The sequence below is a fragment of the Pantoea sp. SGAir0184 genome (genome assembly GCF_043544755.1).
Window position 1 is genome coordinate 3,383,364 of the sequence record NZ_CP028050.1, and the last position, 18,180, is coordinate 3,401,543.

Annotated in this window: 16 protein-coding genes; 6 read left to right on the forward strand and 10 right to left on the reverse strand. The window is 56.5% G+C overall.

Features of this window, described 5'->3' with window-relative positions; translation table 11 throughout:
- Nucleotides 1-6 precede the first annotated feature (6 nt).
- From cdsA to rpsB, 7 genes are all read right to left on the reverse strand, one after another.
- Entirely contained in the window at nucleotides 7-864 is an 858-nt protein-coding gene (cdsA, locus tag C1N60_RS16150; RefSeq protein ID WP_010616187.1) for a phosphatidate cytidylyltransferase, read from the reverse strand.
- 18 nt (nucleotides 865-882) lie between these two features.
- The gene (gene ispU / locus C1N60_RS16155; protein WP_021507486.1) at nucleotides 883-1,635 is read right to left on the reverse strand and encodes a (2E,6E)-farnesyl-diphosphate-specific ditrans,polycis-undecaprenyl-diphosphate synthase; all 753 of its coding nucleotides are present in this window, start codon (nucleotides 1,633-1,635) and stop codon (nucleotides 883-885) included.
- A 165-nt stretch (nucleotides 1,636-1,800) separates the two neighbouring features.
- Nucleotides 1,801-3,003 carry a 1-deoxy-D-xylulose-5-phosphate reductoisomerase gene (ispC, locus tag C1N60_RS16160; protein ID WP_058774798.1) on the reverse strand — a complete coding sequence of 401 codons (1,203 nt, stop codon included), beginning with the start codon at nucleotides 3,001-3,003 and terminating at the stop codon, nucleotides 1,801-1,803.
- Nucleotides 3,004-3,118: 115 nt separating this feature from the next.
- A complete protein-coding gene (frr, locus tag C1N60_RS16165; RefSeq protein WP_021507488.1) occupies nucleotides 3,119-3,676 on the reverse strand; it encodes a ribosome recycling factor in 558 nt (185 codons plus the stop codon).
- Nucleotides 3,677-3,824: 148 nt separating this feature from the next.
- Nucleotides 3,825-4,550 carry a UMP kinase gene (gene pyrH / locus C1N60_RS16170; RefSeq protein ID WP_010616191.1) on the reverse strand — a complete coding sequence of 242 codons (726 nt, stop codon included), beginning with the start codon at nucleotides 4,548-4,550 and terminating at the stop codon, nucleotides 3,825-3,827.
- Nucleotides 4,551-4,703: 153 nt separating this feature from the next.
- Entirely contained in the window at nucleotides 4,704-5,555 is an 852-nt protein-coding gene (gene tsf, locus C1N60_RS16175; RefSeq protein ID WP_058780470.1) for a translation elongation factor Ts, read from the reverse strand.
- Between the two features lie 180 nt (nucleotides 5,556-5,735).
- On the reverse strand, nucleotides 5,736-6,455 hold the full coding sequence (rpsB, locus tag C1N60_RS16180) for a 30S ribosomal protein S2 (protein ID WP_031279692.1): 720 nt from the start codon (nucleotides 6,453-6,455) through the stop codon (nucleotides 5,736-5,738).
- A 317-nt stretch (nucleotides 6,456-6,772) separates the two neighbouring features.
- Here rpsB and map point away from each other — a divergent pair, with 317 nt between their 5' ends.
- The 4 genes from map to C1N60_RS16200 all read left to right on the forward strand — a co-directional run bounded on the left by map (nucleotide 6,773) and on the right by C1N60_RS16200 (nucleotide 12,103).
- Entirely contained in the window at nucleotides 6,773-7,567 is a 795-nt protein-coding gene (map, locus tag C1N60_RS16185; RefSeq protein WP_282954711.1) for a type I methionyl aminopeptidase, read from the forward strand.
- Between the two features lie 197 nt (nucleotides 7,568-7,764).
- Nucleotides 7,765-10,419, forward strand: a complete 2,655-nt coding sequence (gene glnD, locus C1N60_RS16190; protein ID WP_021507492.1) for a bifunctional uridylyltransferase/uridylyl-removing protein GlnD — start codon at nucleotides 7,765-7,767, stop codon at nucleotides 10,417-10,419.
- 172 nt (nucleotides 10,420-10,591) lie between these two features.
- Nucleotides 10,592-11,416: a 2,3,4,5-tetrahydropyridine-2,6-dicarboxylate N-succinyltransferase gene (gene dapD, locus C1N60_RS16195; protein WP_021507493.1), complete on the forward strand. Its 825-nt coding sequence runs from the start codon at nucleotides 10,592-10,594 to the stop codon at nucleotides 11,414-11,416.
- Between the two features lie 294 nt (nucleotides 11,417-11,710).
- Nucleotides 11,711-12,103 (forward strand): DUF3461 family protein, encoded by a 393-nt coding sequence (locus C1N60_RS16200; protein WP_010616197.1) that lies wholly within the window; start codon nucleotides 11,711-11,713, stop codon nucleotides 12,101-12,103.
- Between the two features lie 38 nt (nucleotides 12,104-12,141).
- Here C1N60_RS16200 and C1N60_RS16205 read toward each other — a convergent pair whose 3' ends face one another.
- The 3 genes from C1N60_RS16205 to dgt form a co-directional block, all read right to left on the reverse strand.
- Nucleotides 12,142-13,299, reverse strand: coding sequence for a CdaR family transcriptional regulator (locus C1N60_RS16205; protein WP_021507495.1), 1,158 nt, complete (start codon nucleotides 13,297-13,299; stop codon nucleotides 12,142-12,144).
- 201 nt (nucleotides 13,300-13,500) lie between these two features.
- On the reverse strand, nucleotides 13,501-14,940 hold the full coding sequence (gene degP / locus C1N60_RS16210; RefSeq protein ID WP_058759526.1) for a serine endoprotease DegP: 1,440 nt from the start codon (nucleotides 14,938-14,940) through the stop codon (nucleotides 13,501-13,503).
- A 136-nt stretch (nucleotides 14,941-15,076) separates the two neighbouring features.
- Nucleotides 15,077-16,570: a dGTPase gene (dgt, locus tag C1N60_RS16215; RefSeq protein ID WP_021507497.1), complete on the reverse strand. Its 1,494-nt coding sequence runs from the start codon at nucleotides 16,568-16,570 to the stop codon at nucleotides 15,077-15,079.
- Nucleotides 16,571-16,668: 98 nt separating this feature from the next.
- On the opposite strand from dgt, the gene mtnN reads away from it, so the two are divergent.
- Both mtnN and btuF read left to right on the forward strand, forming a co-directional pair.
- Nucleotides 16,669-17,367, forward strand: a complete 699-nt coding sequence (mtnN, locus tag C1N60_RS16220) for a 5'-methylthioadenosine/S-adenosylhomocysteine nucleosidase (protein WP_021507498.1) — start codon at nucleotides 16,669-16,671, stop codon at nucleotides 17,365-17,367.
- A complete protein-coding gene (gene btuF, locus C1N60_RS16225) occupies nucleotides 17,360-18,166 on the forward strand; it encodes a vitamin B12 ABC transporter substrate-binding protein BtuF (protein WP_058774800.1) in 807 nt (268 codons plus the stop codon). Before mtnN ends, btuF begins: the two co-directional genes overlap by 8 nt.
- Nucleotides 18,167-18,180 lie beyond the last annotated feature (14 nt).

Sequence of the window (18,180 nt, forward strand, 5' to 3'; positions counted from 1 at the left end):
TTATCCTCAGAGGGTGCGGAACACCAGCAGCAGCAGGCAGGCAAATACCGGCACCGCGGCTGTCAGGCTATCAATGCGATCGAGGATACCACCGTGCCCCGGAATCAGGTTACCGCTGTCTTTGATACCGGCTTCACGTTTGAACATACTTTCCGTGAGATCGCCCAGCACGGAGGCCAGCGTGGCAATCACGGCGCAGATAATCAGCGTGCCCGGCGCCACCGATAGCGGGGCCAGCAGCGCAAACAGCCAGGCGATAATCGCCGATGACAGCAGTCCGCCAAAGAAGCCTTCCCAGGTTTTGCCCGGCGAGACTTTCGGCGCCAGCTTATGCTTGCCGAACAGACGACCAAACATGTAAGCACCGGAATCCGCGCCCCAGACGAGGAACATCACGAACAGCAGCCACCAGGCGCCGGCGAAATGGTCGGTGTCATAGTGATACTGGCGCAGCGCCATCATGCCCCAGAAGAACGGCACCACGGTCAGCACGCCAAACAGCAGGCGCAGCGGACGCGATGCGCGCCACAGCGCAGCGGAGGCCGGATAAAACAGCACGAGAAACAGCGCGACAATCCACCAGCCCAGCGAGGCCCAGAGCGAGCTCTCCATCTGGAACTGGTGCAGATTACGTTGATAGGGTTGCAGGGTGAACAGCATCACCGCCAGCAGCAGGCCGCATAGCACCGCCAGCCAGATACGCTGCTGACGCGTTGCCATCCCCGCCAGCTGCCCCCACTCCCAGGCGGCAAGCATGCAGATGATGATGGTGGTAATCGCAAAACCGGACAGCGGCAACCAAAACAGAGCAGCGATCACCAGCGGAATCAGAATAAACGCGGTGATCAGACGAGACTTCAGCAAAGGTTACCCCCAGGTTGCTCAGGCGCCGCCTGGTGCAGCGCCGCCATAGCGTCGCTCCCGCAGAGAGAATGCATTCAGTGCACCTTCAAAAACGTGTTCATCAAAATCAGGCCAGAGAACATCGGTAAACCAAAACTCAGCATAGGCGATCTGCCACAGCAGGAAGTTGCTGATCCGATGCTCTCCCCCGGTCCTTATCACTAAATCCACCGGCGCTTGCTCCTGCATACACAGATGCGGAGCCAGACTTTCTTCAGTTATCTGGTCAGGACGTAGCAGTCCTTCCTGAACCTGTTCAGCCAGTTTTTTTACACCCTGGATAATATCCCAACGGCCGCCATAGTTGGCAGCAATGTTGAGGGTGAGTCCATCATTTTGCTGAGTCAGTTCCTCGGCGCGGCGAATGCGTTCCTGAATGCGGTTATTGAAACGGCTGATATCACCAATAATGCGCAGACGCACATTGTGCTTGTGCAGGCTTTTGACTTCGCTGTCGAGCGCCCAGACAAACAATTCCATTAAGGCCGTCACTTCCTGTACCGGTCGGCTCCAGTTTTCACTGCTGAACGCATAGAGCGTGAGCGCTTCCAGCTTGTTGCTGACCGCAAAGCTGACGGCCCGGCGTACTGATTTTACCCCGGCTTTGTGGCCTGAAATACGCAGTTTGCCCTGATTTTTTGCCCAGCGACCATTACCATCCATAATGATGGCCACGTGACGTGGCGTGCAGTACGACCCGTCATCGATTGTATTGTGATTGTTGGACGACATAACGCGTAATAATTCCTTTCATCAGAAATGCTGTGGTTTCTGAATACATTGCGCCTGCGGCAAACGCCGGAAACTTCACCGGATGACATCGAAACAATGTCGGGCCGTAAAACGCGAGCGAGCGACTATACCATTTTCACCCTGAGCGAACAAATAGCGCCACCATCAACCGGCTAAACGAAAGCGCGGCAGCAACGCCGTGGCCCGCACGCGTGCAATCCGATCAATCTCCATCACGTCATCCACGCTGCCCGGCTCCTGACACTGCAGGGTTGCCAGCACTTCACTGTTGATGGCCGCGATATCGGTAAAGCGAATCTGATGCTGCAGAAATGCCGCTACCGCGACTTCATTGGCTGCGTTCAGCGTGGTGGTGGCCGCCTGTCCGGTTGCGCATGCATCGATTGCCAGCTTCAGGCAGGGATAGCGTGCGTAGTCCGGCTCAGCAAACGTCAGCGCCTTCATTCGGGTGAAATCAAGCGGCGTTACGCCTGCGGTAATACGTGCCGGCCAGGCCATGCTGTGGGCGATTGGCGTGCGCATATCGGGTGAACCCAGCTGTGCCAGCACGCTACCGTCGCAGTATCGCACCATGGAGTGAATCACCGACTGCGGATGCAGGATGACCTCCATTTGTGCGTCGGTGGCGTTAAACAGCCAGCGGGCTTCAATGTATTCAAGACCTTTATTCATCATGGTGGCCGAATCAACGGAGATTTTACGCCCCATTGACCAGTTCGGATGCGCACAGGCCTGATCTGGCGACATAGCGGCCAGCTCGGCTAATGGCGTGTCACGAAAAGGACCACCCGATCCCGTAAGGAGAATCGACTCGATGCCATTCTCCCGCAGATCAGCGTACCCCAACTGATGCTGTATGGAAGCGGGCAAACTCTGAAAAATGGCGTTGTGCTCGCTGTCAACCGGCAGCAACTGCGCCTGATGCTGGCGCACCGCCTCCATAAACAAACGGCCGCATGTGACAAGCGATTCTTTATTGGCAAGCAGGACGGTTTTGCCGGCGCGAATGGCGGCCAGCGTCGGTTGTAAACCGGAAGCGCCCACAATGGCGGCCATCACCTGATCGACCTCATCCAGCGCGGCCAGTTCGCAGGCGGCCTGAACGCCGGAGAGCACTTCCGTATCTATGTTGAGTGCTTTCAGTCGTTCACGCAGCGCCGCAGCGGAAGCGTCATCGGACATCGCCGCGTAGCGCGGTTTAAATTGCTGACACTGTTCGGCCATCAGCGCCACATTCTGACCTGCCACCAGCGCAGTCACCTGATAGCGCTCAGGATGCGCCGCCACTACCGCCAGCGTGCTGGTGCCAATTGAGCCGGTCGAACCCAGCAGAGTTAATCGCTTCATGGTGCTGTCCCTGTGAAGTCGTGGTGCGCGCCCGCGCGTACGCCGGGCACAATGTAAAACGCCGCCAGAGTCGTACTACGTCTCTGAACGGCGTTTTGTCAGGCAAATGACGGAATCAGAATTCCATCAGTTCCTTCTCTTTCTCGGCCAGCGCCGCATCAACGTGCTTGATGCGAACGTCGGTCATTTTCTGGATCTCGTCCTGCGAGCGACGTTCGTCGTCTTCGCTGATCTCTTTGTCTTTCAGCAGCGCCTTGATCTTGTCGTTCGCGTCACGGCGCACGTTGCGCACGGAAACACGGCCCTGCTCGGCTTCGCCACGCACAACCTTGATCAGATCTTTACGACGCTCTTCGGTCAGCGCAGGCAGTGGAACACGAATGTCGCTACCGGCTGAGCTTGGGTTGAGGCCGAGGTCAGAAGCCATGATAGCTTTCTCGACTGCCGGACCCATTGAGCGATCGAACACGTTGATTTTCAGCGTGCGTGAATCTTCAACGGTGACGCTGGCCAGCTGACGCAGCGGCGTTGGCGTACCGTAATATTCCACAACGATGCCGTCGAGCAGTGAAGGCGAAGCACGACCGGTGCGCACTTTGCTGATGGTGTTTTTGAATGCTTCCACGCATTTGTCCATGCGCGTTTCAGCATCTTTTTTAATATCGTTAATCACGTTGAAACCCTTGGATTCGGTTTGACCTGGCCACTTCCGGACGCAGCGGAACGGAAACGGTATCGATAAACATCGATCATCCTGAATGCTGCGCGACAGCAGTGCAGCGCGCCAACAGAATATACCTTATTTTATCCTGCGTCGGGTATTAATGCGTAATCAGGGTGCCTTCTTTTTCACCCATCACCACGCGACGCAGCGCGCCAGGCTTGTTCATATTGAAGACGCGGATCGGCAGTTGATGGTCGCGCGCCAGCGTAAAGGCGGCCAGATCCATCACTTTCAGCTCTTTTTCCAGCACTTCACCGTAGGTCAGCTGTTCGTACAGCGTGGCATCCGGATTTTTCACCGGGTCGGCTGAGTAGACGCCGTCGACCTTGGTGGCTTTCAGTACCACGTCCGCTTCGATTTCGATGCCGCGCAGGCAGGCCGCTGAGTCGGTGGTAAAGAACGGGTTGCCGGTACCGGCAGAGAAGATCACCACGCGGTTATTGCGCAGCAGGCTGATGGCTTCTGCCCAGCTGTAGTTATCACACACGCCGTTCAGCGGAATCGCCGACATCAGGCGCGCGTTAACGTACGCACGATGCAGTGCGTCACGCATTGCCAGGCCGTTCATCACGGTCGCCAGCATCCCCATGTGGTCGCCGACCACGCGGTTCATACCTGCCTGCGCCAGACCCGCGCCACGGAACAGGTTACCGCCACCAATTACCACACCCACCTGAATGCCCAGCTCAACCAGCTCTTTCACCTCTTGCGCCATACGGTCAAGTACGCTCGCGTCGATACCAAAACCTTCGGCACCCTGCAGTGCTTCGCCGCTCAGTTTCAGTAAGATACGTTGATATACAGGTTTTGCGTTGGTCGCCATGGTCAATTCTTCCTGGAAGATAAGATGAATGAGAAGTTAAATCTGATCGATCATCCGCTTAGCGCGTGAGAAAAGCTATTGGGATGAGACTGAAAATTGCTGCGCCAAAACGCAGACAAAAAAGAACCGCCTCTCGGCGGTTCCTGCAAACCATTAAGACTGTTTGGACATGGCAGCAACTTCGGCTGCAAAGTCAGATTCGACTTTCTCAATGCCTTCGCCCACTTCGAAGCGGATGAAGTTGATCACGTCAGCGCCTTTCTCTTTCAGCGCCTGGCCAACAGTTTTGCTCGGATCGATAACGAAAGCCTGACCGGTCAGAGAGACTTCGCCGGTGAATTTCTTCATACGGCCTTCAACCATCTTCTCTGCGATCTCTTTTGGCTTGCCAGACTGCATCGCGATGTCCAGCTGAACCTGGTACTCTTTCTCAACCACGTCAGCAGAAACGTCTTCTGGCTTCACGAACTCTGGCTTGCTGGCAGCAACGTGCATCGCAATCTGCTTGCTCAGCTCTTCATCAGCGCCGGTGGTAGAAACCAGTACGCCGATGCGCGCGCCGTGCAGATAGCCGTTCAGCTCAGCACCTTCGAGGACAGCAACACGACGGATGTTGATGTTCTCACCGATTTTCGCAACCAGTGCCACGCGCTCTTCTTCGAACTGCGCTTTCAGAACTTCCACATCAGTCACTTTACCGGCAGCAGCAGCGTCCAGCACTTTGTCAGCAAAGGCCTGGAAACCGGCATCTTTTGCCACGAAGTCAGTCTGGCAGTTCACTTCCAGAATCACGGCGTAGCCGTCAGCGATTTTGGTTTTGATCACGCCGTCAGCAGCCACGTTGCCTGCTTTCTTAGCAGCTTTGATTGCACCAGACTTACGCATGTTCTCGATCGCCAGCTCAATGTCGCCGTTCGCTTCGGTCAGCGCTTTTTTGCAGTCCATCATGCCTGCGCCAGTACGCTCGCGCAGTTCTTTTACCAGTGCAGCGGTAATTTCAGCCATTCCAGAATCCTCGATTCGTCTCGCAGTGCTTTCACACTGTCAGAAACTTGTTGCGGAAAATTTACTTGCCCCGCCAGCCCGAACAGGGTGCGTGACTAAGTGAGATAAATAAAGGGGCCTTCACGGCCCCTTAACAGATCACATCTGATGTCTAAGGGCTCTCAGAAAGAGCGAACCTTATTAAGCTTCAGCAGCTTCTTCAGCCTGCTCAGCCAGGTCCTGTGAACGGCCTTCGCGCACGGTAGTGGCAACGGCAGTCAGGTACAGGCTTACAGCACGGATCGCATCGTCGTTACCTGGGATAACGAAATCAACGCCGTCTGGATCAGAGTTAGTATCAACGATAGCAAATACCGGGATACCCAGGTTGTTTGCTTCTTTGATTGCGATGTGTTCGTGGTCAGCGTCAACAACGAACAGTGCATCCGGCAGACCGCCCATATCTTTGATACCGCCCAGGCTGTTTTCCAGCTTGGCCAGCTCACGAGCACGCATCAGTGCTTCTTTCTTGGTCAGTTTGTCGAAAGTACCGTCCTGAGACTGAGTTTCCAGATCTTTCAGGCGTTTGATTGACTGACGAACGGTTTTCCAGTTGGTCAGCATACCACCCAGCCAGCGGTGGTTAACGAAGAACTGGTCGCAGCTCAGTGCAGACTCTTTTACCGCTTCGGCAGCAGCGCGCTTGGTACCAACAAACAGAATCTTACCTTTACGGGAAGAGATCTTGTTCAGCTCAGCCAGGGCTTCGTTGAACATTGGTACGGTTTTCTCAAGGTTGATGATGTGAACTTTGTTACGCGCACCGAAAATGAATGGCTTCATTTTTGGGTTCCAGTAACGGGTCTGGTGACCGAAGTGAACACCAGCCTTGAGCATGTCGCGCATGGAAACAGTTGCCATGATTACCTCTAAAAGTTTGTTTGGGGTTGGGCCTCCATGTATCCCATACAACCGACCTCTTACGAGGCACCCCGGCGTACGTGTCGATACATGTGTGTTTTAGTACACATAATGAGATTTATGCGTTTCCTGCCCTCTCATACGAGGTGACAGAGAATCGTCGGCGCGCTTTATACCACAATGCGCAGGAATACGCCAACAGTTGTTAGCATGAGCGGCAGGCTGTAATCCCGATTTGGCAGCCCATTTGCTGACTGCTAACATGACTGCCACAGAACTCATTATTGTCGAAAATTGCGGCGATTGCGGATTATTTAATGGCCATTTCAATCAAAACCCCAGAAGAAATCGAAAAAATGCGCGTGGCGGGCCGTCTGGCTGCAGAAGTGCTGGAGATGATCGCTCAACACGTCGTGCCAGGCGTCACCACCGGCGAGCTTGACCGTCTGTGCCACCAGCACATCACCGAAAAGCAGCAGGCCATTTCAGCCTGTCTCGGCTACCACGGCTTCCCGAAATCGGTGTGTATTTCGGTCAACGAAGTGGTATGTCACGGTATTCCCAGCGACGATCGCGTGCTGAAAGACGGGGATATCGTTAACGTCGACGTTACGGTGATCAAAGATGAGTACCATGGTGATACGTCAAAGATGTTCATCGTCGGCAAACCGACGATTCAGGGCGAGCGCCTGTGCCGGGTTACGCAGGAGAGCCTGTACATTGCGCTGCGTCTGGTGAAGCCGGGCATTCGCCTGCGTGAACTGGGCCGGGCGATTCAGAAATACGTGGAAGCACAGGATTTTTCCGTGGTCCGCGAGTATTGCGGACACGGCATCGGTAAAGGCTTCCATGAAGAGCCACAGGTGCTGCATTACGATGCCGACGACAGCGGCGTGGTGCTGCAGGCTGGCATGACATTTACCGTCGAACCGATGGTAAACGCCGGTGATTATCGCATCCGCACCATGAAAGATGGCTGGACGGTGAAAACCAAAGATCGCAGCTTGTCCGCACAGTATGAGCATACTATTGTGGTGACGGAAAACGGCTGTGAAATCCTGACGCTGCGCGCCGACGACACTATTCCAGCGGTGCTGGAAAACAACGCGTAACGCTCGTCATCAGGATAACAGGCCGGCTCAAAACGAACGCCTGTCAGTTTAGGTTCACCCATCCCTGCACCTCCCGTAGCGGCGCCATCAGTTGCGCGTTAACCCGCGCCGCTACTGCGGTGATGTCACGGACGGTGGCTAACTGAACGGCATCACGGCGTTAAGCCCGCTTTTTATGGCGCAGAAGAGGCATGTTGATGAGTGGTAGCGTGACCGAAGCAGTACACAAAGGCCTGACCGATTCCCCCGCCAGCTGGCCAGACGACGCGCTGACGCGCGACAAACTCAAACAGTATCTTGAACAGTTCCAGCAGCATCTGGGCAGCGCTTTTGACGCTGGCAGCGATATCGAATCACTGATTGATGCGCGCACGCTGTTTATCGATCGCCTGCTGCGCCGGCTATGGCGACTGTTTGGCTTTGACCAGATGAAAGAGATTGCGCTGGTGGCGGTGGGCGGCTATGGCCGCGGTGAGCTGCATCCGCTGTCGGACATCGACGTGCTGATCCTGAGCCGTCAGCCACTGGACGAAGCTGCCGCGCAGCGCACCTCAGAATTACTGACGCTGATGTGGGATCTCAAGCTGGAGGTCGGCCACAGCGTACGCACGCTGGAAGAGTGTTTGCTGGAGGGCTTGTCGGATCTCACCGTCGCCACCAACCTGATTGAGTCGCGCATGCTGACCGGCGACGTGGCGCTGTTTCTCGAACTGCAAAAGAATATCTTCAGCGACGGTTTCTGGCCGTCATCACGCTTCTTCGCTGCCAAAATTGAGGAGCAGCTGGAACGCCACCAGCGCTATCATGGCACCAGCTACAACCTCGAACCGGATATCAAAAGCAGCCCGGGCGGGCTGCGCGACATTCATACTCTGCAGTGGGTCGCGCGCCGCCACTTTGGCGCCACCACCATGGATGAGATGGTCGGCTTTGGCTTTCTCACTGAAGCCGAACGCAATGAGATCAATGAGTGCCAGGAATTTCTCTGGCGCATCCGTTTCGCGCTGCACCTGACGCTGCCGCGCTACGATAACCGCTTACTGTTCGATCGCCAGCTCAACGTGGCACAGCGCCTCAACTATGGCGGCGAAGGCAATGAGCCGGTTGAGCGCATGATGAAAGATTTCTATCGCGTCACGCGCCGTATCGGCGAGCTGAACCAGATGCTGCTGCAGCTGTTTGACGAAGCCATTCTGGCGCTGTCGACCACCGAGAAGCCGCGCAGCATCGATGAAGATTTTCAGCTGCGCGGTAATCTGATCGACCTGCGCGATCCCACGCTGTTTGAGCGCGAGCCGCAGGCGATTCTGCGCATGTTTTACGTGATGGTGCGTAACGAAACCATCACCGGCATCTATTCCACCACGCTACGCCAGCTGCGCTACGCCCGCCGTCATCTGCAACAGCCGCTGTGTCAGATCCCCGAAGCGCGCCGCACTTTTATGGCGATTCTGCGCCATCCTGGCGCGGTAAAGCGCGCGCTGCTGCCGATGCACCGCCATAGCGTACTGTGGGCTTATACGCCGCTGTGGGGCAACATTGTCGGTCAGATGCAGTTCGACCTGTTCCACGCCTACACCGTGGATGAGCACACCATCCGCGTGTTGCAGAAGCTGGAAAGTTTTGCCGACGAAGCCACGCGCCCGATGCACCCGCTGTGCGTCGAGCTGTGGCCGCGTCTGCCGCAGCCGGAGTTGCTGCTGATGGCCGCGCTGCTGCACGATATCGCCAAAGGGCGCGGCGGCGACCACTCGATTCTCGGCGCGCAGGACGCGCTGGACTTTGCTGAGCTGCACGGCCTCAATTCGCGCGAAATGCAGCTGGTGGCGTGGCTGGTGCGTCATCACCTGCTGATGTCGGTGACTGCTCAGCGTCGCGACATTCAGGACCCCACGGTGATTCAGCAGTTTGCTGAAGTGATGCAAAATGAAAACCGGCTGCGCTATCTGGCCTGCCTGACAGTTGCCGACATCTGCGCTACCAATGAAAGCCTGTGGAACAGCTGGAAACAGAGCCTGCTACGTGAACTGTTCTTCGCCACCGAAAAACAGCTGCGCCGCGGTATGGAGAACAGCCCGGATCTGCGCGAGCGCGTGCGTCATCACCGGCTGCAGGCGCTGGCGCTGCTGCGCATGGAAAATCTCAACGAAGAGCGACTGCACCATATCTGGAGCCGCTGCCGCGCCGACTACTTCCTGCGCCATACGCCCAACCAGCTGGCGTGGCACGCGCGGCATCTGATCAACCATGACCTCAGCAAACCGCTGGTGCTGGTAAGCCCGCAAGCCACGCGCGGCGGCACCGAGATCTTCATCTGGAGCCCGGATCGCCCTTACCTGTTTGCCGCCGTAGCCGGAGAACTCGATCGCCGTAATCTGAGCGTGCACGATGCGCAGATCTTTACCAGCCGCGACGGCATGGCCATGGACACCTTTATTGTGCTGGAGCCGGACGGCAGTCCGCTGGCAGCAGATCGCCATCCGCTGATTATCCAGGCGCTGGAGCAGGCGATCACGCAAACGCAGTGGGTGCCACCGCGTACGCGCCGGCCGTCGTCACGTCTGAAACACTTCAGCGTCGATACCGAAGTCAACTTTTTGCCCACCCATACCGACCGCCGCAGCTATCTGGAGCTGGTGGCGCTGGACCAGCCGGGTTTGCTGGCGCGCGTCGGCGAAGTGTTTGCTGACCTCGGTGTTTCGCTGCACGGCGCCCGCATCAGTACCATCGGCGAACGGGTGGAGGATTTGTTCATCCTTGCCAACAGCGAACGACGTGCGCTGGATGCCGAAATGCGTTCCGTGCTGCAACAACGGTTGACAGAGGTACTTAATCCAAACGATAAAATGTGACCCGGCTTCCATTCTTCACGTTGCCGATGCATTGGCCTGGTGACCCGGCCCATCCGTGGATCTCGCTCCGATAGGCGCGCCACCGTTCTGCAGCATGAAGGATGTTTGCCCGATAATTTTACTCTGCACGCCAGCTGGCGTGCATCCGCAATGACAGACTCAGGAATTAAATATGCAACAGTTACAGAGCGTTATCGAATCTGCCTTTGAACGCCGCGCCGACATTACGCCGACCAGCGTAGACAGCGCCACCCGTGAAGCGATCAACCAGGTGATTGGCCTGCTGGACAGCGGTGAACTGCGCGTGTCAGAAAAGATCAACGGCGAATGGGTAACGCATCAGTGGCTGAAAAAAGCGGTACTGCTGTCGTTCCGTATCAACGACAACCAGGTGATCGACGGGGCAGAAACCCGCTTCTACGACAAAGTGCCGATGAAATTTGCCGGCTGGGATGAAGCGCGCTTCAAAAGCGCCGGCTTCCGCGTCGTGCCACCGGCAGCGGTGCGTCAGGGTGCATTCATCGCGCGCAACACCGTGCTGATGCCGTCCTATGTCAACATCGGTGCGTATGTCGATGAAGGCACCATGGTAGACACCTGGGCCACTGTCGGCTCCTGTGCGCAGATTGGTAAAAACGTGCACCTGTCCGGCGGCGTCGGCATCGGCGGCGTACTGGAACCGCTGCAGGCCAACCCAACCATCATCGAAGATAACTGCTTTATCGGTGCCCGTTCCGAGATCGTTGAAGGCGTGATCGTCGAAGAAGGTTCGGTGATCTCTATGGGCGTTTACATCGGCCAGAGCACCAAAATTTATGACCGCGAAACCGGTGAAGTGCACTACGGCCGCGTACCGGCAGGTTCGGTGGTGGTTTCCGGTAATCTGCCGTCTAAAGATGGCAGCTACAGCCTGTACTGTGCGGTAATCGTGAAGAAAGTCGACGCGAAAACGCTGGCAAAAACCGGCATCAACGAACTGCTGCGTACCATCGATTAAGTTTTTTCTTCCCGCTTATTTTTATGCCCACGGGCCTGTATTCAGGCCCGTCATTTTTTCTTTACACTCCTGCCGCTATTACCTGTTTCGCGCCGCGAATTAACAGGTGCGTTTGTTTTTCAAACAGGTCATAATCCGCGCCAGTTAACTCCGGTCGCGCACTGTTCATCCCGGTTTTTGTGTCTACAGTTGATTAAGTATGCCGTAAGCGTTCGGTTCGTTGCGCTTATTACGCAGCCGAATGATGATGATAATCCTGCGCGCTCACTCACTCTCAGATGGAATATAAACGCTATGTACGACAACCTGAAAAGCTTAGGTATCAGCAATCCTGAAGACATTGACCGCTACAGCCTGCGTCAGGAAGCCAACAATGACATCCTGAAAATCTACTTCCGCAAAGACAAGGGCGAGTTCTTCGCCAAAAGCGTGAAGTTTAAATACCCGCGTCAGCGCAAAACCGTGGTGGCCGATCACACCACCCAGGGTTATAAAGAGATTCAGGAAATCAGCCCTAATCTGCGTTACGTGATCGACGAACTGGATCAGATCTGCCAGCGCGATCAGGTAGAAGTGGATCTGAAGCGCAAAATCCTCGCCGATCTGCGCCATCTGGAGAACGTGGTGTCGAACAAAATCGCGGAAATCGAATCCGATCTCGATCAGCTGACCCGCAACGGTCGCTAATTCCCGCCGCTTCTCAGGCCAGCTGCTGCTGGCCTTTTTTATGCCTGCTCATCAAGCTGCAGCGCCACATACAGCAGCAGCCGATCGTCAAAGTTCGCCAGATTAAGGCCGGTCAGTTCCGAGATGCGGTTCAGGCGGTACTCCAGCGTATTGCGATGAATAAACAGCGCGCGCGCTGTGGCGCTCGGCTGCACGTTATGACTGAACCACGCAACCAGCGTGCGCCGCAGCAAACCGTTATTGTCCATACTCTTCAGCTTTGCCAGCGGACGTGCCAGCTCGCTGGCCTGCCAGCCGCCGCGCAGGCTATCCAGCAGCACTGGCAGCACCAGATCCTGATAGAAGAAGCTCCGCTGCTGCGGCATGCGCTGTTTGCCCACCATCATGGTGGTGCGGGCGGTGCGGTAAGAGCGCGCAATGCTGCCGGGCCCGGTAAAGAAATTGCCGAGCGCGATACGCATCCGCACCTGACCGCTCTCTTTCATGCGCTGCAGCAGTTGATCGACGCGGCGGCGGTGATCGTCCTGATCGTAACGGCCATGGGCATTCAGCGCTGGCTTCAGCACCACCATTTCGGTGAGCGAAACAATGGCGATCAGGTTATCGCGATCGGGCGTGGTCAGCAGCGTCTGTAATTGCTGCAGCTCCGACATTGCGCTGTCGACCCCCAGCTGTCCGCTGTCCACTTCCACCACCGCCACCACGCGCGGCTGATTGAGATCGATGCCCAGTCGCTGCGCCCATTCGTTCAGCGCCGGCGACAGCGTATCGCTGCGGATCAGGTTCAGCACCAGCTCCTCGCGCAGGCGGCTGTCCTGCGCCAGCATATGCAGCAGGCGCGCCTGTTCCAGCATCATCTCTGCCGTCATGCACACCAGCTCGCCGTAGTGGCGTAACGTGCTGGGCTGGCCGGTCAGGCCAATCACGCCGACGATGTCGCCGTCAATGCGCAGCGGCAAATTGATGCCCGGCCGCACGCCGTGCAGGTGTTTAGCCACCGCTTCGTCAATATCAACCACCCTGCCCTGTGACAGCACCAGCAGCGCGCCCTCGTGCAATTCGCCAATACGCTCGCGATCGCCACTGCCAATAATGCGGCCGCGCGCATCCATCACATTGACATTACTGTCGATAATTTTCATGGTGCGGGCAACGATATCCTGAGCCAGTCGCGCATCAAGATGATAGGTGGCCATCAAACACTCCAGAATTCGGGACGAACCGACAGAATACGCATCCCGATTGCCCCTGGCATTGTGCAACTGCACATAGCCGCAGGGCGATTACCGGAATTGCGGCAGCGGTCACACTGGGAAGGCACAGATGACTGAGGGCGCAGCAGCATACAGGCAATAAAAAAGGCGAGCCGGAGCTCGCCTGAGAGACCAATAAAAGGATCACTGCATCAGCAGATAGAGGCTGCTGTCGCCGCGCTTGACGTTGAGCGCCAGCACCGACGGTTTGGTGTCGAGGATTTTACGCAGCTCGCCAAGGTTGCTTACCGCCTGCTGGTTCACACCGAGGATCACATCGCCTTTCTTCAGGCCGATACGTGCCGCAGCGCTGCCGGCTTTCACGCTGTCAACGCGCACGCCCTTCTGGCCGTTGCTGTCGACGTTGCTGAGATCGGCGCCTTCAATGCCGGTGTAAATCGTCGCGGACTGCACTTTATCCTGTGAGCTCTGCTGCAGCTCAACCGTCACGTTGAGCGGTTTGCCGTCGCGCAGCAGGCCCAGCTGCAGTTTGGTGCCGACCGGCAGCGAGCCGACTTCTGCACGCAGCGCCGCAAAGCTGGTCAGCGCTTTACCGTTCATAGAGACCACCACATCGCCCGCTTTCACGCCGGCTTTCGCCGCCGCGGAGTTTGGCAGCACCTGGCTGACAAACGCGCCGCGCTGCGCATCCACTTTCATCGCTTTAGCCAGCTCGGAGTTGAGCTCGGTGCCCATAATGCCCAGCTCGCCGCGTTTCACCTGGCCATACTCCACCATCTGCGCGGTCAGGTTTTTCACCATGGAACTCGGGATGGCAAAGCCGATACCGATGTTGCCACCGTCCGGTGCGAGGATCGCGGTGTTAATACCGATCAGCTCGCCGTTCAGGTTAACCAGCGCACCGCCGGAGTTGCCGCGGTTGATGGCGGCATCGGTCTGGATAAAGTTTTCGTAATTTTCGACGTTAAGGCCGCTGCGCCCCAGCGCCGAGACGATGCCGGACGTGACCGTTTCGCCCAGGCCGTACGGGTTACCGATGGCCACGGTGTAATCACCGACGCGCAGATTGTCGGAGTCTGCGATCTTAATTGCCGTCAGGTTTTTCGCATCCTGCAGCTGGATCAGCGCGATGTCAGACTGCGGATCTTTGCCGATGACCTTAGCATCGTAGCGACGGCCATCGCTCAGCTGTACCTGAATTTTGGTGGCGTTATCTACCACGTGGTTGTTGGTAACCACATAGCCTTTGTCGGCGTTGATGATTACCCCAGAACCCAGCGCGCGGAACTGCTGCTTCTGCGCGTTGGCGCCATCGTCGCTACCGTCACCGCCGCCGCCCTGGCACATGGGTGAACCCTGGAACGGCGATCCGTCCTGACAGAACGGGGAATTATCGCCAAAGAATTGCTGGAACTGCTGCGGCATGCGCGGGGTTTTCACCGTGGTGCTGCCTTCCACGCTGATACTGACCACGGAAGGCATCACTTTTTCCAGCATGGGTGCCAGGCTGGGCAATTGCTGACTGGAGGAAGACGCTGTCTCCGCCGCGAAAACACTGACAGGGCTTAACGCCATGCCCAGACTAAGCGCCAGCGCACTTAACATTAATGTGCTTTTTTTCATTCGTCTGTGTCTCTCTGAAATTAACGTGCAGACCATTGCTGTGGTCGTGATGATGAGATTAAGTTTTTAGCGCGAAGTTCCTGATAAAGTATTGGGCAAAGGTAAAAATTTATTCTTCGTCTTTACAAAACTGCGCTTATTCCACCGCCATCAACCGACGATACTCATCCCAGGCGTAATTGTCCGTCATCCCGCTGATATAGTCCTGAATCAGCCGCGAGCGATAATAACGTTCCCATAACAATCGCTGATATTTATGCTGCACCACCAGGTTACGCATCTGTTGCTGATAAGCTTTACGATGTTTACCGGAAAGTTTATGAAACAGTCGGGTTTCGATCGGATGTTTCGCGAGAAAATCCTCATTCATTAACGTGGTAAACTGTTCATAATCGAGCTGCATCAGCGACTGATAAATTTCCAGTAATCCTTTAATGACCCGATAACCCTGTAATTCCAGCTGCTCAACTTCAGGGTGATTAAACACCTGCTGGCGCGCCACGGTTTTAAATAATTTTAACAGGCGCCCTTCATCACCGTCGTCTTCCAGCAGCGCATGGTTAAAGTTGCCGGCAAAAATGGCAGGTAAATTATCAACAAAGCGGCGCACCGCATGGCTGACCAGCACGCTCTGGACGTTAACCCGCAGCGACATGAAAAATTGATCGCTAATACTGCGACGCTTTTTCTGATTGGCCTCTTTCCACGCTTCATTAATGGTGCGGCTGAACGCGTCGCCAGGTTTCACCGGGCCCCAGGCGTTGAGCAAAGAATGATAGAGCGTATCGACGGTGAAGATGTCTTTTTCTACGGCGTCATCAAGGTCGGCAATACAATAGGAGATATCGTCAGCCGCTTCCATTATCCAGGTCAGCGGATAACGGTGGTGCTCAGGTATATCCGTTGCCGCGCGAAGATCGGCCACATATTCACGTTCGGATAAATAGAAACCCGGCTTTTTCATTAACACGCTGAACTCCGCCGGCTTATCGCCCTGCCACCACGCCGGCGCGGTGTATTTTAAAATACACGCTACCTGCGCATAGCTAAGATTTAGCTGCAGCAGGGTATGCACCAGCCGAATGGCCTGCGCATTCCCTTCGAAATGGCACAAATCCTGACGAATCATTGCATTTAACCGGTCGAAATCGGCACGCTGCGCGTCATCCGCCACGCCCGCCACCAGCGGATCCACCAGTTCGGCCGGCAGGTTGTCATCAAACCAGTCATTGATCGCCGCTTCACCAAAATGGCCAAACGGCGGGTTGCCGACGTCGTGCAGCAGGCAGGCCATCTCCACCAGGCTCTCGACCGCGCCCTCAAAGCCATCGAGGCCGTATGCTGCCAGCCCGCCGCCCTGGGTTTTCAGCGTATGCAGAATCTCTTTGGTGATGTAACGTCCGGTTTGCTGCACCTCAAGCGAATGGGTCAGGCGCGAGCGCACGGCCGCATTCCGCTCCAGCGGAAACACCTGGGTTTTTTGTTGCAGACGGCGAATCGCGGCAGAATTAATAATGCGTCCACGATCGCTTTCAAAGTGGCGGGTAATAAAGTATTCGCCTTCGGGATCTTTGCGGCTGGTATAAGGGCGGGTGAAACTGATCTTCTTCCTGAAATTGATCGTCGCCATTGTTACCCCTTATTTTTTCCTGAATTGATCCCCATTGAGCCATGTTAGACTATGCCTCACTTTAGCCTTATACATCCATAACTACAGCGAGATTCTTTATGAAAGCAGGCATTATTGGCGCGATGGAGCAGGAAGTCACACTGCTGCGTGACAAAATTGAAAACCGTCAGACGCTGACGCTGGCCGGCTGCGAAATTTACACCGGTACGCTCAACGGCGTTGAGGTGGCTCTGCTGAAATCGGGCATCGGCAAAACCGCGGCGGCGCTGGGTACCACGCTGCTGCTGGAGCTGTGCAAACCAGATCTGGTGATCAACACCGGTTCCGCAGGCGGTCTGGCACCAACCCTGCAGGTGGGCGATATCGTGGTGTCCGATGAAGTGCGTTATCACGATGCCGATGTCACCGCTTTTGGCTATGAGCCTGGTCAGATGGCGGGCTGCCCGGCGGCGTTTGTCGCGGACAGCGCGCTGATTGCCGCCGCAGAGCAGGTGATCAAACAGCTGGATCTCAACGCGGTGCGCGGTCTGGTGGTCAGCGGTGACGCCTTTATTAATGGCGCCGCACCGCTGGAGCGTATCCGCAGCACCTTCCCGCAGGCGATTGCGGTAGAGATGGAAGCCACGGCGATTGGTCACGTTTGCCATCAGTTTAAGGTGCCGTTCGTGGTGGTACGCGCTATTTCTGACGTGGCCGATAAAGCGTCGCATCTGAGTTTCGAAGAGTTCCTCAGCGTGGCGGCTAAACAGTCGTCGCTGATGGTGGAAAACCTGCTGGCTCAGCTGGCGCGTGGCTAAATATCTGCTGCTCGGGCTGTGGCTGCTGTGCCACAGTCTGCTGGCCGCACCGCGCGTCATTACCCTGTCGCCGCATCTCACTGAACTGGCGTTTGCCGCCGGCATCACGCCGGTGGCGGTGAGCGCGTGGTCAGACTATCCCGCTGCTGCTCGCCAGCTGGAGCAGGTGGCGAACTGGCAGGGCATTCGCGTTGAACGCATTGTGCAGCTCAGGCCGGATGTGGTGCTGGCCTGGCGCGGTGGCAATCCGCTGCGCCAGGTGGAGCAGCTGCAGCGTCTGGGCATCCATGTGGAATGGATCGATCCGCAATCACTCGACCAGATGATTGATGCACTGGCGGCGCTGCAGCGCTGGAGCCCACAGCCCCAGCGGGCCACAGCGGCCGCGCAGGCGTTACACCAGCAGCTGCAGACGCTGCGTCAGCGCTATCAGCAGCAAACGCCGGTGCCGCTGTTTCTGCAGTTTGGCCAGCAGCCGCTGTTTACCGCCGCACGCAGCACGCTGCAGAATGAGGTCATCACCCTGTGCGGCGGTCGCAATATCTTTGCTGACAGCAGCGTGAGCTGGCCTCAGGTGAGCCGGGAGCAGGTGCTGACGCGGCACCCGCAAGCGATTGTCACTGGCGGTGATGCCAGCCGCGCCGCCAGCGTCGCGCGCTTCTGGCAGCCGCAGCTTAACGTGCCGGTGATTGCGCTTAACGATGACTGGCTGAGCCGGCCGGGTCCACGCCTGCTGCTGGCGGCAAAACAATTGTGCGAAGCTTTACATCCGACGAAAAATAAAGCATTACCAGACTAAAGATTCGACGATTC

Coding starts and splice junctions, on each gene's coding strand:
- ispU (WP_021507486.1), bottom strand. CDS start 1,635: ATGTCGTCCAACAATCACAATACAATCGATGACGGGTCGTACTGCACG.
- ispC (WP_058774798.1), bottom strand. CDS start 3,003: ATGAAGCGATTAACTCTGCTGGGTTCGACCGGCTCAATTGGCACCAGC.
- pyrH (WP_010616191.1), bottom strand. CDS start 4,550: ATGGCGACCAACGCAAAACCTGTATATCAACGTATCTTACTGAAACTG.
- tsf (WP_058780470.1), bottom strand. CDS start 5,555: ATGGCTGAAATTACCGCTGCACTGGTAAAAGAACTGCGCGAGCGTACT.
- rpsB (WP_031279692.1), bottom strand. CDS start 6,455: ATGGCAACTGTTTCCATGCGCGACATGCTCAAGGCTGGTGTTCACTTC.
- map (WP_282954711.1), top strand. CDS start 6,773: ATGGCCATTTCAATCAAAACCCCAGAAGAAATCGAAAAAATGCGCGTG.
- glnD (WP_021507492.1), top strand. CDS start 7,765: ATGAGTGGTAGCGTGACCGAAGCAGTACACAAAGGCCTGACCGATTCC.
- dapD (WP_021507493.1), top strand. CDS start 10,592: ATGCAACAGTTACAGAGCGTTATCGAATCTGCCTTTGAACGCCGCGCC.
- C1N60_RS16200 (WP_010616197.1), top strand. CDS start 11,711: ATGTACGACAACCTGAAAAGCTTAGGTATCAGCAATCCTGAAGACATT.
- C1N60_RS16205 (WP_021507495.1), bottom strand. CDS start 13,299: ATGGCCACCTATCATCTTGATGCGCGACTGGCTCAGGATATCGTTGCC.
- degP (WP_058759526.1), bottom strand. CDS start 14,940: ATGAAAAAAAGCACATTAATGTTAAGTGCGCTGGCGCTTAGTCTGGGC.
- dgt (WP_021507497.1), bottom strand. CDS start 16,570: ATGGCGACGATCAATTTCAGGAAGAAGATCAGTTTCACCCGCCCTTAT.
- mtnN (WP_021507498.1), top strand. CDS start 16,669: ATGAAAGCAGGCATTATTGGCGCGATGGAGCAGGAAGTCACACTGCTG.